Source organism: Streptomyces sp. NPDC051738 (assembly GCF_044453205.1).
Taxonomy (GTDB): Bacteria; Actinomycetota; Actinomycetes; order Streptomycetales; family Streptomycetaceae; genus Streptomyces.
The window spans coordinates 37,194-52,103 of record NZ_JBITCM010000025.1 but is presented as its reverse complement, the minus strand read 5'-3'; the positions used below and the strand labels follow the sequence as shown (position 1 = coordinate 52,103).

Genomic DNA, 14,910 nt, shown 5'->3' with positions numbered 1-14,910 from the left:
GGCGGCAACTCAGCGGGCTGAGAAGCCGTACACCGTCTCCGAACGGAACACCTCACCCGGCCGCAGCACCGTGCTCGGGAACTCCGGCCGGTTCGGGGAGTCCGGGAAGTGCTGCGTCTCCAGCGCGATCCCGTCGCCCGGGGCGAACGGCTCGGTCAGATGGTCGGCCGTGTAAAGCTGGAGGCCGGGCTCGGTGGTCGCCACCGTCAGCGCCCGCCCGGTCGACGGGTCGTACAACTCCGCGACCTGCTCCGGGCTCCCCGTCACCCCCTTGTCGAGCACGAAGTTGTGGTCGTACCCCGCGCCCACCTTCCGAGCCTCCCGGAAGTCGAAGCGGGTGCCCGCGACCTCGTCCAGGGAACCGGTCGGGATGAGATCCGCGTCGACGGGGGTGAACCGGGAGGCGGCCAGCCGCAGTTCATGGCCGCCCGCGCTGCCGGACCCCGCCCCGGCGAGGTTGAAGTAGCCGTGGTTGGTCAGGTTCACCACGGTCGGCGCGTCCGTCACCGCCTCGTACGCGATCCCGAGCGCGCCGTCGGACGACAGGGTGTACGTCGCCGACACCTCCAGCCGCCCGGGGAAGCCCTCCTCGCCGTGCGGACTGACCCGGCTGAGCCGCACCCCGTGCTCGACCGGCGTCACCTCCCACACCCGCTTGTCGAAGCCGTGCTCTCCGCCGTGCAGGGAGCCTGGCGGGTTGTTGGGTTCGAGGGCGTACGTCACGTCGTCCAGCGGGAAGCGACCGCCCGCGATCCGGTTGGCGTACCGCCCGATGAGGGCGCCGAAATAGGGCCCCGGGTGGGACAGATAACCGTCGAGGTCGGCGAAGCCCAGGACCACGTTCGCCGTACGCCCGTCCCGGTCCGGCACCTCCAGCGACTGCACGATCCCGCCGTACGACAGCACCCGTACCCGCACGCCCGCGCGCTCCAGGGTCCAGCGCCGGATCTCGGTGCCGTCGGATAGTGTGCCGAAGTGTTCGCTCATGAGCGAAACACTAGTTCGTGACGGTCCGGTAGGCGATCTCGGCCAGCCGCGCCTGACCGTCCACACTCGGGTGGAACCAGTCCCACTGGCTCAGTTGCCGGGCGCCGAAGCGGAACTCGTACACCGCGCCGTCGTCGAAACGACACCGGCGGTCCTTCTCACAGATCTCCTCCAGCACCTTGTTGTACGCCTCGACCCGCCCCTGCACCGACGCGCGCCGCTGGTTCGCCGTCGTGGTGAGGGAGTCGGGGTCACCGAGCATCGACGGGCAGATGCCGAGCTTCCACACCTGCTTGCTCAGCGGGTTCGTACGGCCCTGCTCCCACAGCCGCTTCAGATCCGGCACGCTCGCGACGTACACCTGCGCCTTCGGCAGGGCGTCCCGCAGAGTGCTCATGGCGTCCTCGAACTGGGTCCGGAAGTCGGCTACCGAGGTCATCGCGTCGGCCGTGTCCCGGCAGGCGTCGTTGGCCCCCGCCATCACCGCAACCAACTCCGGCTTGTGCGTCACCGCTCGGCCCATCTGCCGGGCCACGTCCGCCATCCGCGCCCCGGTCACCGCGTAGTTCCAGCTCCGCTCGGCCGCCTTCGCCTTCCCCAGCAGCCGTACGGCCAGACTGTCGACCTGCGCACTGCTGCCCGTCGCCCACGAGACCTCGGGGCAGTCCGACAGGACCGTACAGGCGTCGAAACCGGTCGTGATGGAGTCGCCCACGGCCGCGATCGACGCGGGGCTGCGGTCCCAGGCCGGGGTCGGCTTCGGCGACGGCCGCGCGCTCTGCGCCTCGGTGCCGGACGGGGCGGGGGAGTTGCCGCCGACGGCGTCACACCCGGCGACGCCCAGCACGGCCCCCGCGGTCACGGCGGCGAACACAGCACGCGCAACGTGCCGACGCTTCCGCATACCTGGTCCATCCCCTCGTAAGCCCCGTCATGGTTTCCAACCAATAACAACGCACAAGGGTTCCCACCCGGCTCATGCAACGGCTCACACCCGTACAAGCGTCCTGCCGGGTGAATGGCGGACGTTTGGCGGCATCGGGAGCGACGGTACGTCACACTCCTTGCGCCGCCGCACGGTAGCCTCGCCATCAACGTGGCTGCCCGGCCACGATCGTCCGCCAGTTCGCAAGATGTCCGCTCTGCCCGGAGGTACCGGTGACGACACGTGGAGTTCTGTACGTGCACTCCGCGCCGCGCGCGCTGTGCCCGCACGTCGAATGGGCCGTCGCCGGCGTCCTCGGCACGCGCGTCAACCTCGACTGGATCCGGCAGCCCGCCGCGCCCGGCACCTGGCGCTCGGAGTTCAGCTGGCAGGGCGAGGTCGGCACGGCCTCCAAACTGGCGTCGGCCCTGCGCGGCTGGCACTTGCTGCGCTTCGAGGTCACGGCCGAGCCCTGCCCCACGGCCGAGGGCGAGCGCTACAGCTGCACGCCCGACCTGGGCATCTTCCACGCGGTGACGGGCATCCACGGCGACATCCTGATCCCCGAGGACCGCTTGAGGGCGGCCCTGGCCCGCTCACAGCGCGACGAGACCGACCTGGAAGCGGAGATCGCCAAGCTCCTGGGCAAGCCGTGGGACGACGAGTTGGAGCCGTTCCGGTACGCGGGCGAGGGAGCCCCGGTCCGCTGGTTGCACCAGGTGGTCTGAAGCTCGGACACATGAAGGGCCCCCACCTTTTCGGGTGGGGGCCCTTCATGTACGTATGGACGCTTCTCAGATGGTCCTGAACGCCAGCACCACGTTGTGCCCACCGAACCCGAACGAGTCGTTCAACGCGGCGATCCGCCCATCCACCGGCAACTTCCGCGCCTCACCACGCACGACGTCGGCATTCGCCTCGGCCTCCGGGTCGAGGTTCTCGACGTTGATGGTCGGCGGAGCCACCCGGTGGTACAGCGCCAGCACCGTCGCCACCGTCTCGACACCACCGGCACCACCCAGCAGATGCCCGGTCATCGACTTGGTCGCGGACACCGCCATGTGATCGGCATCGTCGCCGAACACCTTCCGCAGCGCCTTCAACTCGGCGATGTCACCGGCAGGCGTAGACGTCGCGTGCGCGTTGACGTGCACGATCTCCGCCGGGTCGAGGTCGTTGCGGTCCAGCAGGTTCTGCAGGGCCTGCGAGATGCCGCGCCCCTCGGGCTCCGGCTGCACGATGTCGTGCGCGTCGGCGGAGATGCCCTGCCCGACCGCCTCGGCGTACACGCGCGCACCGCGCTTCGCGGCGTGCTCGGCGGATTCCAGGACGACGACACCGGCGCCCTCACCGAGGACGAAGCCGTCGCGGGCGACGTCGTAGGGACGCGACGCGCCCTGCGGGTTCTCGTTGTTCTTGGACATCGCCATCATGTTGCCGAACGCGGCGATCGGCAGCGGATGGATCGCCGCCTCCGTGCCACCCGCGACGACGATGTCGGCGCGGCCGGTGCGGATCATCTCGATGGCGTAGCCGATGGCCTCGGCACCCGACGCGCAGGCGGAGACCGGCGTGTGCACGCCCGCACGGGCGCCCACGGCCAGACCCACGTTGGCGGAGGGGCTGTTCGGCATCAGCATGGGGACGGTGTGCGGGGAGACGCGGCGTACGCCCTTCTCCTTGAGCACGTCGTACTGGTCGAGCAGCGTCGTCACGCCGCCGATGCCGGAGGCGATGACCGCACCGAGGCGGTCGGGGTCGACGGTCGGGTCCTCGCCGGCCTTGGCCTCGAACCCGGCGTCCGCCCATGCCTCCTTGGCCGCGATCAGCGCGAACTGCGCCGAGCGGTCCAGTCGGCGGGCCTGCGGCCGCGGGATGACCTCGGTCGGCTCCACGGCGACCGGCGCCGCGATACGGACCGCCTGCTCGGCGGCCCACTCCTGCTCCAGGGGCTTGACGCCGGAACGTCCGGCGACCAGGCCCTCCCAGGTAGAGGCTACGTCGCCACCCAGCGGTGTGGTTGCGCCGATACCGGTGACGACCACGGTGCGATTGGTCGAGCTCACGGGAATTCTTTCTCCAACGGAATGGGGATTCAGCGGCGCCACCGCCGGGTGGCGGGGCAGTTCAGCCCGAAGGCCTGATCGGTGGGATCAGCCCTGGTGCTTGAGGATGTAGTCGGTCGCGTCGCCCACGGTCTTGAGGTTCTTGACGTCCTCGTCGGGGATCTTGACGTCGAAGCGCTCCTCGGCGGCGACGACGACCTCGACCATGGACAGCGAGTCGACGTCCAGGTCGTCGGTGAAGGACTTGTCCGACTGGACGTCCTCAACCGGGATGCCGGCGATCTCGTTCACGATGTCGGCGAGACCGGCGACGATCTCTTCCTGAGTGGCGGCCATGTTGGCGCTCCTTCGTAGTTGTTCAGGGTTGTTCAGCGAGCTGGCGCCCGCCGCGGCAGCGGCAGGTGGTGCCTTTTCCCGTACCGGTTCGCATGATCCGGCACGGAGTGCCTAGGGGAGAGTAACGACCGTGGCGGCGTATGCGAGACCCGCCCCGAATCCGATGACCAGTGCGGTGTCGCCGCTCTTCGCCTCGCCGGTCGCCAGGAGCCGCTCCATCGCGAGCGGGATCGAGGCGGCCGAGGTGTTGCCGGTGGTGCGCACGTCGCGGGCGACCGTGACGTGCTCCGGCAGCTTGAGTGTCTTCACCATCGAGTCGATGATCCGCTCGTTGGCCTGGTGCGGAATGAAGACGTCCAGGTCGTCCGGGGTGATCCCGGCCGCGTCCAGCGCCTGCTGGGCGACCTTCGCCATCTCGAACACGGCCCAGCGGAACACCGCCTGGCCCTCCTGCGTGATCGCAGGGAACTTGTCGACCGCGCCATCGCGGTAGTCCGTCCACGGCACCGTCTGCCTGATCGCATCGGACTTGTCGCCTTCGGAGCCCCACACGGTCGGGCCCATGTGCGGCTCCTGGGACGGGCCCACGACGACCGCGCCGGCACCGTCGCCGAACAGGAAGGCCGTCGCCCGGTCCTCCAGGTCGGTCAGGTCGGACAGCCGCTCCACGCCGATGACGAGGACGTACTCGGCGGAGCCCTCGACGATCATGCCCTTGGCCAGGGCGAGGGCGTAGCCGAAGCCCGCGCAGCCGGCGGAGATGTCGAAGGCGGGGGCCTTGTTCGTGCCGAGCTTGTCGGCGATCTCCGTGGCGACGGCCGGGGTCTGCTTGAAGTGCGAGACGGTCGAGACGATCACGCCGCCGATCTGCTCGATGGAGATCCCGGCGTCGGCGATCGCCTTGCCGGACGCCTCGACCGACATCGCGGCGACCGTCTCCTCGTCGTTCGCCCAGTGCCGCGTCTCGATGCCGGAGCGCGAACGGATCCACTCGTCGGACGAGTCGATCGTCTCCAGGATCACCTCGTTGGGCACCACCCGGGTCGGACGGTAGCCGCCGACACCGAGGATGCGCGCGTACGGGGCGCCCTTGCTGGGCTTCAGCTTCGACATGCTCTCGGGCTCCTTGTCAGGCACTGTGCTCTGCGATGAGCTCGCGAGCCGCGTCCAGGTCGTCGGGGGTCTTCAGCGCCAGGGTCTGCACGCCGGGCAGCGCACGCTTGGCCAGACCGGTCAGGGTGCCGCCCGGGCACACCTCGATCAGGGCCGTGACGCCGAGCGCCTTGAAGGTCTCCATGCACAGGTCCCAGCGGACCGGGTTGGCGACCTGCCCGATGAGGCGCCGCAGCACCTCGGCGCCGGTGGCGACCGCCTGACCGTCCTTGTTGGACACGTAGGTCAGCTTCGGGTCGGCGGGGGCGAGCCCCTCGGCGGCCTCGGCCAGCTTGTCGACGGCGGGGGCCATGTGGAGCGTGTGGAAGGCACCCGCCACCTTCAGCGGGACGACCTTGCGCACGCCCTCGGGCTTGTCCTCGTTCAGCGCGGCGAGCTGCTCCATCGTGCCGGCGGCGACGATCTGGCCGGCGCCGTTGATGTTCGCCGGGGTCAGGCCGAGCTTCTCCAGGTGCGCGACGCTCACCTCGGGGTCGCCGCCGAGCAGCGCCGACATACCGGTCTCGGTGATCGCGGCGGCCTCGGCCATGGCCAGGCCACGGGCGCGCACCAGCCGGACGGTCTCCTCGTCGGGGAGCACCCCGGCGAGCGCGGCCGCGGTCAGCTCACCGACGCTGTGCCCCGCGATGGCGCCGACCTTGCGCGGCAGCTCGGCGGGGTCGTCGAACAGCGAGTACGCGGAGGCCAGTCCGGCGGCCACCAGCAGCGGCTGCGCCACCGCGGTGTCGCGGATCTCCTCCGCGTCGCCCTCGGTGCCGTAACGGACGAGATCGAGCTGCACGGCGTCGGACCATGCCTCCAGGGCACCGCGGACACCGGGCAGTTCGAGCCAGGGGGTGAGGAAGCCGGGCGTCTGGGCGCCCTGGCCGGGAGCGACGAGTACGAGCACTCTCACACTCTCTCTTGGGGACGGCCGACGCCGCCCGTGGGGACAAGGACGAAGAACACGAGGGGGTTTTGTGGGCCCCCGACAAAAGCCTAGAGCTGGAGATCGCCGTCGACCAGACGCCCCAGGATCAGCGCGATGCGCAGAGTGAACGCGGAGCGTACATCGGACGGCGACCAGCCGGTGACGTCAGTCACACGTCGAAGCCGGTAGCGCACGGTGTTGGGATGCACGAAGAGCATCCGCGCCGCGCCCTCCAGACTGCTCGCCTGTTCGAGATAGACGGACAGCGTCTCCAGAAGAGCCGACCCGGCCTCCTCCAGCGGTCTGTAGATCTCCTCCACCAACTGCTCGCGCGCGCTGGGATCGCCCGCGATGGCGCGCTCCGGGAGCAGATCGTCGGCGAGCACCGGCCGCGGGGCGTCCTGCCAGGCGGTGCACGCCTTCAGCCCGGCCGCCGCGGCCTGCGCGGACCGGGTGGCGGCCAGCAGATCGGGTACGACGGGCCCCGCGACGACCGGCCCGGCGGCGTACGGCCCGATCAGCGACTTGGCCACGGCGATCGGATTGTCGCTGCCGCCCGCGATGACGACGAGCCGGTCCCCGAGCACCCCGGTGAGCACCTGGAGCTTGGCGTGCCGGGCGGCCCGCCGGATCGCCTCGACGGTCAGCTCGCTGTCCCCGTCGGGCGCCGTCCCGAGCACCACGCACACATGCTCGGGCGAGTTCCACCCGAGGGCGGCGGCCCGCGACACGGCACCCTCGTCGGCCTCGCCGCTGAGCACGGCGTTCACGACGAGCGACTCAAGACGCGCGTCCCAGGCACCGCGTGCCTCGGCGGCCTGGGCGTAGACCTGGGCGGTGGCGAAGGCGATCTCCCGGGCGTAGACGAGCAGCGCCTCCCGCAGCACGTTCTCGTCGCCGGGCGCCGCCACCTCGTCGATGGCCGACTCCATGACCTCGATGGTCGTCCGGACCATCTCGACGGTCTGCCGCAGCGTGATGGCCCGGGTCAGCTCGCGCGGGGCCGTCCCGAAGACGTCCGTGGAGATCGCCTGCGGCGCGTCCGGATGCCGGAACCACTCGGTGAAGGCGGCGATACCGGCCTGGGCGACGAGACCGATCCAGGAACGGTTCTCCGGGGGCATGGCCCGGTACCACGGCAGTGTCTCGTCCATCCGCGCGATGGCCTGCGCGGCGAGAGAACCGGCTGACTTCTCGAGCCGCTTCAGGGTCGCGGAGTGCGCGTGGACGTCGTGCACGGAGGCTGGGGACTTACTGGCTTCGGGTTCGGGCACGGGGACAAGACTGCCTTATCCGGACGCGAGCGCGTGCCAGAGGGGTCGCGGGTGAGCTCCTCGGCAGGTCCCGGACAAGGTCCCCGATGGGTCTACGGTGGTGCCCGTGATGGACGTACGGCGCGCCGCGGAGCGCTACCCCGGAGGGGATGAGGCAGCGGGCATCGCGTCACGCCACGCCTTCTCCTTCGGCCCGCACTACGACCCCGACAACCTCCGCTTCGGCGCGATGATCGCCTGCAACGAGGAGCGGCTCGCCCCCGGCGCCGGCTTCGACGAGCACCCGCACAGCCACACCGAGATCGTCACATGGGTGGTCGAGGGCGAGCTGACCCACCGAGACTCCACCGGCCACGAGACCCGGGTCCGCCCCGGGGACGTCCAGCGGCTCAGCTCGGCGGGCGGCGTACGGCACGTGGAGCGCAACGACGCCGAGACGCCGCTGACCTTCGTGCAGACCTGGCTGGCCCCGCTGTCGCCGGGCGGCGACCCGTCGTACGAGATCGTCCACGGCATCGCGGACTCGACGCCGTACGCCGTCCCGGAGGCGGGCGCGATGCTCCATATACGGCGGCTGGGGGCGGGGGAGCGGACGGCGGTGCCGGACGCGGCGTATGTGTACGTGCATGTCGTGCGCGGTGAAGTGCGCCTGGACGGCGAGGAGTTGGCGGCCGGCGACGCGGCGCGCGTCACGGACGCCAAGGACGTGGAGGCGGTGGCGGTGAGCGCGGCGGAACTGCTGGTCTGGGAGCTGGCCGGATAGGCGTGGGGCCCGAGGTGCCGCAGTGGTCCAGGGGGCGTCCAATGGCCCGCGCTGGGCGTCAACGGCAAGGTGCCCATCGAGAGCTATGTGCCGATGATGATGTTCGCCATCATCTTCGGGCTGAGCATGGAGTACGAGATCTTCCTGCTGTCCCGGGTGCACGAGGCGTGGCTGCGCACCGGGGACGCGAAGGGCGCGGTCGCGCACGCGCTGGAGATCACCGCGCGCGTGATCACCTGCGCGGCGCTGATCATGGTGAGCGTCTTCGCTGCCTTCATCATCGGCGACAACATCGTGGTCAAGATGCTGGTCCTGGGCCTCGCCGTCAGCGTGCTCATCGACGCCACCGTGGTCCGGCTGCTCATGGTGCCCGCCGTGATGACCCTGCTGGGCCGGCACGCCTGGTGGACGCCCCGGTGGCTGGACAGGATCCTGCCGCACATCGACACGGAGGGAACGGGCGAGGAACTCGGCGCCCTCCCGGAGCCCGGGGCGGACCGTCAGGGCGGCTGACCGCGCCTACCGCCCGACCTCGGCGAGCACCGCGTCCGTGAACGGCGGCCACACCTCGACCGCCCACGGCCCGAAGGCCCGGTCCGTCAGCGCGACACAGGCCGCGCCCGCCGCCGGGTCGATCCACAGGAACGTACCCGACTGCCCGAAGTGCCCGAACGCGCGCGGCGAGGACGCCGAACCCGTCCAGTGCGGCGACTTCCCGTCACGGATCTCGAAGCCGAGGCCCCAGTCGTTCGGGTTCTGGTGCCCGTACCCCGGCAGCACGCCCTTCGTCCCCGGGTACTGCACGGTCATCGCCTCGGCGACCGTCCTCGGGTCCAGCAGCCGCGGCGCCTGCACCTCCGCCGCGAACCGCAGCAGATCCTCGACCGTCGACACCCCGTCCTTCGCGGGCGAGCCCTCAAGACTCGTCGACGTCATCCCGAGCGGCTCCAGCACCGCCTGCCGCAGATACTCCGCGAACGGAATGTCCGTCGCCTTGGCGACATGGTCCCCGAGCTGCTCGAACCCGGCGTTGGAGTACAGCCGCCGCTCCCCGGGCGGGGCCGTCACCCGGTGCTCGTCGAAGGCCAGCCCCGAGGTGTGCGCGAGCAGATGCCGCACCGTCGCCCCCGCCGGCCCGGCCGCCTCGTCGAACTCGACCGCACCCTCCTCGTAGGCGACGAGCACGGCGTACGCGGCCAACGGCTTGGTGACCGAGGCGAGGGGGAAGCGGTGGGCAACGGGGCCGTGGGTCCCGAGGACCGTCCCGTCGGCCCGCACCACACCCGCCGCTGCGGTGGGAACCGGCCAGTTCTCGATCAACGCGAGGCTCTGCAAGGACATGGGAACGACCCTATGCCGCTCAGAGCGTCAGAATCATCGTGGGGTCCGGCTTGTGGACGAAGCCGAGGGAGGCGTAGAGCGGCTCGGCCTCAGCGGACGCGGTGAGCATCACCTGCCCGGCGCCCCGCTCGCGGAACCACGCCAGCAGTTCGTCCATGCACGCACGCGCGTACCCGCGACGCCGCGCCTCGGGATCGGTGGCGACGCTGAAGACGTACCCGGCCAGCCCGTGCGGATTGCCGGCCTTCCCGATCCGGTAGTCGACGGTCCCGACCACCAGCGCGGCCAGCGCCTCCGGCCGGTCCGGGTGGTCGACGACGAACGCGGCGAAATCCCCGTCCGCCTCGCTCAGCTTCCCTCTCAGCACCGGAAGGGACGCCGTATGCCACTCCGTGGAGCCGTCCCCACCGGGCAGCGAGTCGATCATCACCTGACGCAGACGCAACACTTCCTCCGCGTCCTCGGGCGTGGCACGTCGTACAAGACTCATACGCCGCACGCTAACCACGGCGATCACGCCACGTCCCCCGCTTTTCTTACCGTTTCCGCTTGCTTGGAGCGCACTCCAAGGCCATAGCGTTGAGCACATGACGGTGATGGAGACCACGAGTACCAGGACCGACAGCTGCGCCGCCCCGCCCCACCCGCACCGGCGCCCGGAAGGCCAGGACAGCTACACGATCAGCGAGGTCGTCGTCTTCACCGGTCTGACGGCCCACACCCTGCGCTGGTACGAGCGGATCGGCCTCATGCCGCACGTCGACCGTTCCCACACCGGCCAGCGCCGCTACTGCAACCGCGACCTGGACTGGCTCGACCTCGTCGGCAAGCTGCGGCTGACCGGCATGCCCGTCGCCGACATGGTCCGGTACGCCGAGCTGGTGCGCGAGGGCGACCACACCTTCGGCGAGCGGTTCGAACTCCTCGAAGAGACCCGCCGCGACGTCCTCGCCCGGATCGCCGAGCTGCAGGACACGCTGGCCGTACTCGACCGGAAGATCAGTTTCTACGCGGACGCGGGGCGTCTGTACGAGCAGGACAAGTACCAGCAGGACAAGCACCAGCAGGAGAAGACGGAGCAGGCCGGATGACGAACAGCAGCAGGATCGCGACCGCACGACTCGGCGCGCAGGGCCCCGAGGTGGGCGTCCAGGGCCTCGGCTGCATGGGCATGAGCTTCGCGTACGGCCCCTCGGACGCGGACGCGTCCAGGGCGACCCTGGAACGCGCACTGGAGCTCGGTGTCACCCTCTACGACACGGCGGACGCGTACGGCGCGGGCGAGAACGAGAAGTTCCTCTCCCCCTTCTTCAAGGCGCACCGCGACGAGGTCGTCATCGCCACGAAGTTCGCCCTGGCGATCCACCCGGACGACCCGACGAAGCGGATCATCCGCAACGACACGCCCTACATACGGCAGTGCGTCGAGGCCAGCCTGAAGCGCCTGGACGTCGACGCCATCGACCTCTACTACATGCACCGCCGCGACGTGAACGTCCCCATCGAGGAGACCGTCGGCGTCATGGCCGAGCTGGTCAGCGAGGGCAAGGTCAAGCACCTGGGCCTGAGCGAGGTGACGGCCGGCGAACTGCGGGACGCGCACGCCGTGCACCCGATCGCGGCCGTCCAGTCCGAGTGGTCGCTCTTCAGCCGCGACATCGAGGCGAACGTGGTCCCGGCGGCCCGCGAACTGGGCGTGACCCTGGTGCCGTACTCCCCGCTGGGCCGCGGCTTCCTCACCGGTTCCTTCGCCAAGGCCGAGGACCTGACCACGGACGACTTCCGCCGCCAACAGCCCCGCTTCACGGGCGAGAACGCGGCGGCGAACGCCGCCCTGCTGGACCCGATCCGCACGGTCGCCGAGTCCCACGGCGCCTCCCTGGGCCAGATCGCCCTGGCCTGGGTCCAGCAACAGGCGGCCGTACACCACCTCCCGGTCATCCCGATCCCGGGCACGCGCAAGCCGGCGCGGGTGGAGGAGAACACGGCGGCCGCCCGAATCGCGCTGACCGAGGACGAGTTGGCCCTGCTGGAGCCGATCGCATCGAAGGTGGCGGGCAACAGGTACACGGACATGTCCTTCACCTCGGCGGGCAGGGAGTAACGCCCCTCGGCGGGCAGGAGTATCGCCCTTCGAAGGGCGGGGAGTAACGCCCCCGCCCTTCCAGGCGCCGGGATCTGCAACGCCCTAAGGGGCGCGGGGAACTGCGCGACCAGCCACAACCGGCCCGCAGCCAACCGACAACCGCCCCCGGCAGACGCGTAGTCCTACAACTCCGCCAACAACTGGGCCTTCTTGGAGGAGAACTCCTCATCCGTCACCAGCCCAGCCTGATGAAGTTCCCCCAGGTGACGAATCCGCTCGGCGATATCGGCAGGATCCCGGCGCGGCACAGCCGCAGCCGGGACAGCCGCCCCACCCGCGGAGCGAACCGCCGCCAAGACAGCGGCAGCGAACGGCAACGACTCATGCACCGGCCCATACCCCAGCCCGAACACCACGGTCGCCGGATCCTGATCCGCCTGCACCGCCTGCCCCTCGCCCGAGTCCCGCCGCAACAGCCGTAGATGGCCCTCGAACACCTCCGGCGACCGCCACTCGACCCCACTCAGCTCGGCCACCGAAAAGCTCTGGTCCCCGGCCTTCCACTTCGCCGAGGACGCCCCCGTCCAGAACCACCGGAACCGAACGACGCTCCCGTCGAAGGACGCCTTCCCGTCATACGCCTTGAACTGCAACGGCACTTCGGGCGCGGCAACGAGGAACTCTTCCGTCGGTCCGGACTCCGTCAGCTGCGCCCGCAACTCGTCGGCGTAGTACTCAGCGAGAGCGTCCCGCTCGGCCGGCAGCACCAGCCGATAAGGATCCCCGCCCTCCTTCAGCTGCCCGGCCGCCGCCTCCATCAACGGATCGGCGCCCGCCCGCAACTCGATGCGCAGCGCGACGGTCCCGCGCTTCCCGGGCGACAGCGTCACCCCGGCGATCGCATCGAGGGGAACACGTCGTTCGCCCAAAGCCTGAAAGAGCTTGGGCGTTCGAATCCCCCGTTCGTAACGGATGAGCACGGAGTCGGACTCGAACTCCCAGGCGGCATGAAATCCGGCCAGTACGTCACCCATGCGGCTCATCGTATGCGGCACGCGCTCCTCCGTCGCCACCCCGCGCAGACCGCAGTTCCTGCGCTTCTACGCGCGTCCGGCCGACGCCGTGTCGGACAAACCCGCCCGACAGGCCTCGGCATCGTCAGCACACCGCACCGACCCGTACGCGCCAACCCCGATCTCGGCGAAGTTCGCCACGCTGTCCGTACCCGGCTCGAAATAGCCGCCGTGTCCCTTCGCCTCCCGGGCCGACAGCACCCGCGCCCCGAACACCGCCGACACCGGGTCCTCCCCGTGTCCCAGCCCGCCGACCTCCAGATACGGCACGTCCTGGACCCAGTCGTCCGCGTCCCGCATCGCCCACACGCGCGCGGACGTGCGCAGATGGGAGGCCTTGGCGACCCGCATGCCGGGGCTGCCGGCCACCGCTATGTCGGCCACCCGCTGGGGCAGCGTGCGCGCGGCCAGGCCGCACAGCACCGAGCCGTAGCTGTGGCAGAACAGGGAAACCGGTGAGCCGCCGGGCAGCCCCCGCACCAGCGCGTTCAGGCGTACGGCCCCGGGCGCGGCCCGCATCGCGGTCGCCGAGTCGATGCCGAGGCCGTCCGGCGCGGTGTAGTCGGCCCAGGCGATCACGGCCGTACGCGTCGAAGGGCTCGCCGCGCGCTCGGCCGCGTACAGGGACTCCGCCATGCCGACGGGGGCCGAGTACTTGCGGCTGGTGCGCTGGAAGTTCAGCAGGTTGGTGTCGACGCCGGGGACGACGACCGAGATCCGCTCGGCCTTCGTCAGGTCGCCGAACACCTCCGCGGCGCGCCCGGAACCCTCCGGGTCGAAGGCGAGGATGTGCCGGTCCGCGTGCATCATCGCCTCGAAGCGGTGCATACGGCGGCCCGCCTCACGCTGCCCGTCCAGCGTGAGCCCGCTGTCGTGCATGCGTTTGCGCTCGACCGTGCGCGCCTCGTCCAGCGCGATGCGGTTGGCGCGGTAGCGAAGCTCGACGGGGGCGCCGTTCATGTTGCCGACCGCGAGCGGGTAGCGGACGGCGAGGGTGCCGCGCTGCTGGTCGGTGAGCGAGGCGAAGAAACGGGCGAGCCGGGTGGGGGAGGAGTCCGCGGCCGGCAGCCGGTGTCCGGCGATGCTGCCGTGCTCCCAGGCGCTGAGCGAGGCCTGGAGCGGTGGGGTGCTCCGGTGATGGCGCAGGGCGGTCCAACCGGTGGTCGCCAGCATCACGAACACCACGGCCAGCGCGAGCAGTGCGCGCCAGACGTTCAGCTGCGGGGACGTGTCGAAGGAAGTCACTGGGAGGACACACTAGGAGAACGAGAGGGTCTCGCGTTAACCAAGTGACAGGTATCACGTTTCGATCACGGCCGCGTGAACGTGCCCATGACCTCAGCGTGTTCGCCAGCTCTCACTGAGTGCGGGACCCACCTGTTCGAGATGCGAGACGGTCAGTGCCCGCATGGCGTCGAGGCTGAAGTCCTCGCCCGTACTCCACTGACGCTCCGTCAGTCGCATCACCCCGCCGAAGACGGCCACCGCCAGCCGGGGCCGCGGATCGGCGTCGATGTCGACACCCTCGCGCTCGGCGAGGATACGCGCGATCGCCTCCTCGATCTCCACCGAGCGCCGCAGATGGGCGGCGAGCAGGACCGGCGTCGACTCGACCACCTGGTACATGCGCAGATACAGCCCGATCGGTACGACGGCCTCGATCACGTCGTTGAGTGTGTCCCAGCTCTCCAGTACGGACTGCCGCAGCGCCTCCATGGGTGCCTCGTGCGGCGGGCGCTCGCGCACCGCCTCCAGGAAGTGCGCGACCGTGATGTCCTGCAGGGCGAGGGCGGCCTCCTCCTTGCCGGCGAAGTAGCGGAAGAAGGTGCGCTGCGAGACGTCGACGGCGTCGGCGATGTCGTCGACGGTCGTGTGCTCGTAGCCCTGGGTGGTGAACAGCTCCAGCGCGGTGCGCAGCAGCGCGTCCCGGGTGCGCTGTTTCTTGCGTTCGCGCAGTGTTTCCATGGGTGTCAGTT

Annotated in this window: 16 protein-coding genes and 1 pseudogene; 5 read left to right on the top strand and 12 right to left on the bottom strand. The window is 70.3% G+C overall.

Annotation, left to right across the window (positions count from 1 at the left end):
* Positions 1-9: 9 nt before the first annotated feature.
* A complete protein-coding gene (locus ACIA8X_RS40115; protein ID WP_393441804.1) occupies positions 10-987 on the bottom strand; it encodes an aldose epimerase family protein in 978 nt (325 codons plus the stop codon).
* Positions 988-997: 10 nt separating this feature from the next.
* Complete coding sequence (locus tag ACIA8X_RS40110) at positions 998-1,891, bottom strand: SGNH/GDSL hydrolase family protein (protein ID WP_393441806.1); 894 nt, start codon at positions 1,889-1,891, stop codon at positions 998-1,000.
* Between the two features lie 254 nt (positions 1,892-2,145).
* Here ACIA8X_RS40110 and ACIA8X_RS40105 point away from each other — a divergent pair, with 254 nt between their 5' ends.
* Positions 2,146-2,640, top strand: coding sequence for a DUF3145 domain-containing protein (locus ACIA8X_RS40105; RefSeq protein WP_393441809.1), 495 nt, complete (start codon positions 2,146-2,148; stop codon positions 2,638-2,640).
* A gap of 66 nt (positions 2,641-2,706) precedes the next feature.
* On the opposite strand, the gene fabF is transcribed toward ACIA8X_RS40105, so the two are convergent.
* From fabF to ACIA8X_RS40080, 5 genes are all read right to left on the bottom strand, one after another.
* Complete coding sequence (gene fabF, locus ACIA8X_RS40100; protein ID WP_393441812.1) at positions 2,707-3,978, bottom strand: beta-ketoacyl-ACP synthase II; 1,272 nt, start codon at positions 3,976-3,978, stop codon at positions 2,707-2,709.
* 87 nt (positions 3,979-4,065) lie between these two features.
* A complete protein-coding gene (locus ACIA8X_RS40095; RefSeq protein ID WP_093907866.1) occupies positions 4,066-4,314 on the bottom strand; it encodes an acyl carrier protein in 249 nt (82 codons plus the stop codon).
* A 111-nt stretch (positions 4,315-4,425) separates the two neighbouring features.
* The gene (locus ACIA8X_RS40090; RefSeq protein WP_393441815.1) at positions 4,426-5,427 is read right to left on the bottom strand and encodes a ketoacyl-ACP synthase III; all 1,002 of its coding nucleotides are present in this window, start codon (positions 5,425-5,427) and stop codon (positions 4,426-4,428) included.
* Positions 5,428-5,443: 16 nt separating this feature from the next.
* Positions 5,444-6,376 carry an ACP S-malonyltransferase gene (locus tag ACIA8X_RS40085; RefSeq protein WP_399460377.1) on the bottom strand — a complete coding sequence of 311 codons (933 nt, stop codon included), beginning with the start codon at positions 6,374-6,376 and terminating at the stop codon, positions 5,444-5,446.
* Positions 6,377-6,465: 89 nt separating this feature from the next.
* Entirely contained in the window at positions 6,466-7,671 is a 1,206-nt protein-coding gene (locus tag ACIA8X_RS40080; RefSeq protein ID WP_393441821.1) for a PucR family transcriptional regulator, read from the bottom strand.
* A gap of 109 nt (positions 7,672-7,780) precedes the next feature.
* Between ACIA8X_RS40080 and ACIA8X_RS40075 the strand changes: the two genes are divergently transcribed.
* Positions 7,781-8,434, top strand: a complete 654-nt coding sequence (locus tag ACIA8X_RS40075; protein WP_393443197.1) for a pirin family protein — start codon at positions 7,781-7,783, stop codon at positions 8,432-8,434.
* Positions 8,435-8,473: 39 nt separating this feature from the next.
* Positions 8,474-8,947: pseudogene (locus ACIA8X_RS40070) on the top strand (MMPL family transporter); the annotation flags it as partial.
* A gap of 6 nt (positions 8,948-8,953) precedes the next feature.
* Here the strand turns inward: ACIA8X_RS40070 and ACIA8X_RS40065 are convergent.
* Together ACIA8X_RS40065 and ACIA8X_RS40060 are read right to left on the bottom strand one after the other, a co-directional pair.
* Complete coding sequence (locus ACIA8X_RS40065; protein WP_393441823.1) at positions 8,954-9,775, bottom strand: serine hydrolase domain-containing protein; 822 nt, start codon at positions 9,773-9,775, stop codon at positions 8,954-8,956.
* Between the two features lie 19 nt (positions 9,776-9,794).
* Positions 9,795-10,265, bottom strand: coding sequence for a GNAT family N-acetyltransferase (locus tag ACIA8X_RS40060; RefSeq protein WP_393441825.1), 471 nt, complete (start codon positions 10,263-10,265; stop codon positions 9,795-9,797).
* A 97-nt stretch (positions 10,266-10,362) separates the two neighbouring features.
* On the opposite strand from ACIA8X_RS40060, the gene ACIA8X_RS40055 reads away from it, so the two are divergent.
* The gene (locus ACIA8X_RS40055; RefSeq protein WP_399460376.1) at positions 10,363-10,866 is read left to right on the top strand and encodes a MerR family transcriptional regulator; all 504 of its coding nucleotides are present in this window, start codon (positions 10,363-10,365) and stop codon (positions 10,864-10,866) included.
* The gene (locus tag ACIA8X_RS40050) at positions 10,863-11,879 is read left to right on the top strand and encodes an aldo/keto reductase (protein WP_393441830.1); all 1,017 of its coding nucleotides are present in this window, start codon (positions 10,863-10,865) and stop codon (positions 11,877-11,879) included. The genes ACIA8X_RS40055 and ACIA8X_RS40050 overlap by 4 nt, the downstream gene beginning before the upstream one ends.
* 164 nt (positions 11,880-12,043) lie before the next feature.
* Here the strand turns inward: ACIA8X_RS40050 and ACIA8X_RS40045 are convergent, their stop codons facing one another.
* The 3 genes from ACIA8X_RS40045 to ACIA8X_RS40035 all read right to left on the bottom strand — a co-directional run bounded on the left by ACIA8X_RS40045 (position 12,044) and on the right by ACIA8X_RS40035 (position 14,899).
* Positions 12,044-12,904: a DUF4429 domain-containing protein gene (locus ACIA8X_RS40045; protein ID WP_393443199.1), complete on the bottom strand. Its 861-nt coding sequence runs from the start codon at positions 12,902-12,904 to the stop codon at positions 12,044-12,046.
* Positions 12,905-12,961: 57 nt separating this feature from the next.
* Positions 12,962-14,179, bottom strand: a complete 1,218-nt coding sequence (locus tag ACIA8X_RS40040) for an alpha/beta hydrolase (RefSeq protein WP_393441831.1) — start codon at positions 14,177-14,179, stop codon at positions 12,962-12,964.
* A 93-nt stretch (positions 14,180-14,272) separates the two neighbouring features.
* Positions 14,273-14,899 carry a TetR family transcriptional regulator gene (locus tag ACIA8X_RS40035; protein ID WP_393441833.1) on the bottom strand — a complete coding sequence of 209 codons (627 nt, stop codon included), beginning with the start codon at positions 14,897-14,899 and terminating at the stop codon, positions 14,273-14,275.
* Positions 14,900-14,910: the final 11 nt, after the last annotated feature.

Excerpts from the sequence above, each read along its gene's own strand:
- ACIA8X_RS40115 (WP_393441804.1), bottom strand. The coding sequence starts at position 987 with ATGAGCGAACACTTCGGCACACTATCCGACGGCACCGAGATCCGGCGC.
- ACIA8X_RS40110 (WP_393441806.1), bottom strand. The coding sequence starts at position 1,891 with ATGCGGAAGCGTCGGCACGTTGCGCGTGCTGTGTTCGCCGCCGTGACC.
- ACIA8X_RS40095 (WP_093907866.1), bottom strand. The coding sequence starts at position 4,314 with ATGGCCGCCACTCAGGAAGAGATCGTCGCCGGTCTCGCCGACATCGTG.
- ACIA8X_RS40090 (WP_393441815.1), bottom strand. The coding sequence starts at position 5,427 with ATGTCGAAGCTGAAGCCCAGCAAGGGCGCCCCGTACGCGCGCATCCTC.
- ACIA8X_RS40075 (WP_393443197.1), top strand. The coding sequence starts at position 7,781 with ATGGACGTACGGCGCGCCGCGGAGCGCTACCCCGGAGGGGATGAGGCA.
- ACIA8X_RS40065 (WP_393441823.1), bottom strand. The coding sequence starts at position 9,775 with ATGTCCTTGCAGAGCCTCGCGTTGATCGAGAACTGGCCGGTTCCCACC.
- ACIA8X_RS40060 (WP_393441825.1), bottom strand. The coding sequence starts at position 10,265 with ATGAGTCTTGTACGACGTGCCACGCCCGAGGACGCGGAGGAAGTGTTG.
- ACIA8X_RS40055 (WP_399460376.1), top strand. The coding sequence starts at position 10,363 with ATGACGGTGATGGAGACCACGAGTACCAGGACCGACAGCTGCGCCGCC.
- ACIA8X_RS40050 (WP_393441830.1), top strand. The coding sequence starts at position 10,863 with ATGACGAACAGCAGCAGGATCGCGACCGCACGACTCGGCGCGCAGGGC.
- ACIA8X_RS40045 (WP_393443199.1), bottom strand. The coding sequence starts at position 12,904 with ATGAGCCGCATGGGTGACGTACTGGCCGGATTTCATGCCGCCTGGGAG.
- ACIA8X_RS40035 (WP_393441833.1), bottom strand. The coding sequence starts at position 14,899 with ATGGAAACACTGCGCGAACGCAAGAAACAGCGCACCCGGGACGCGCTG.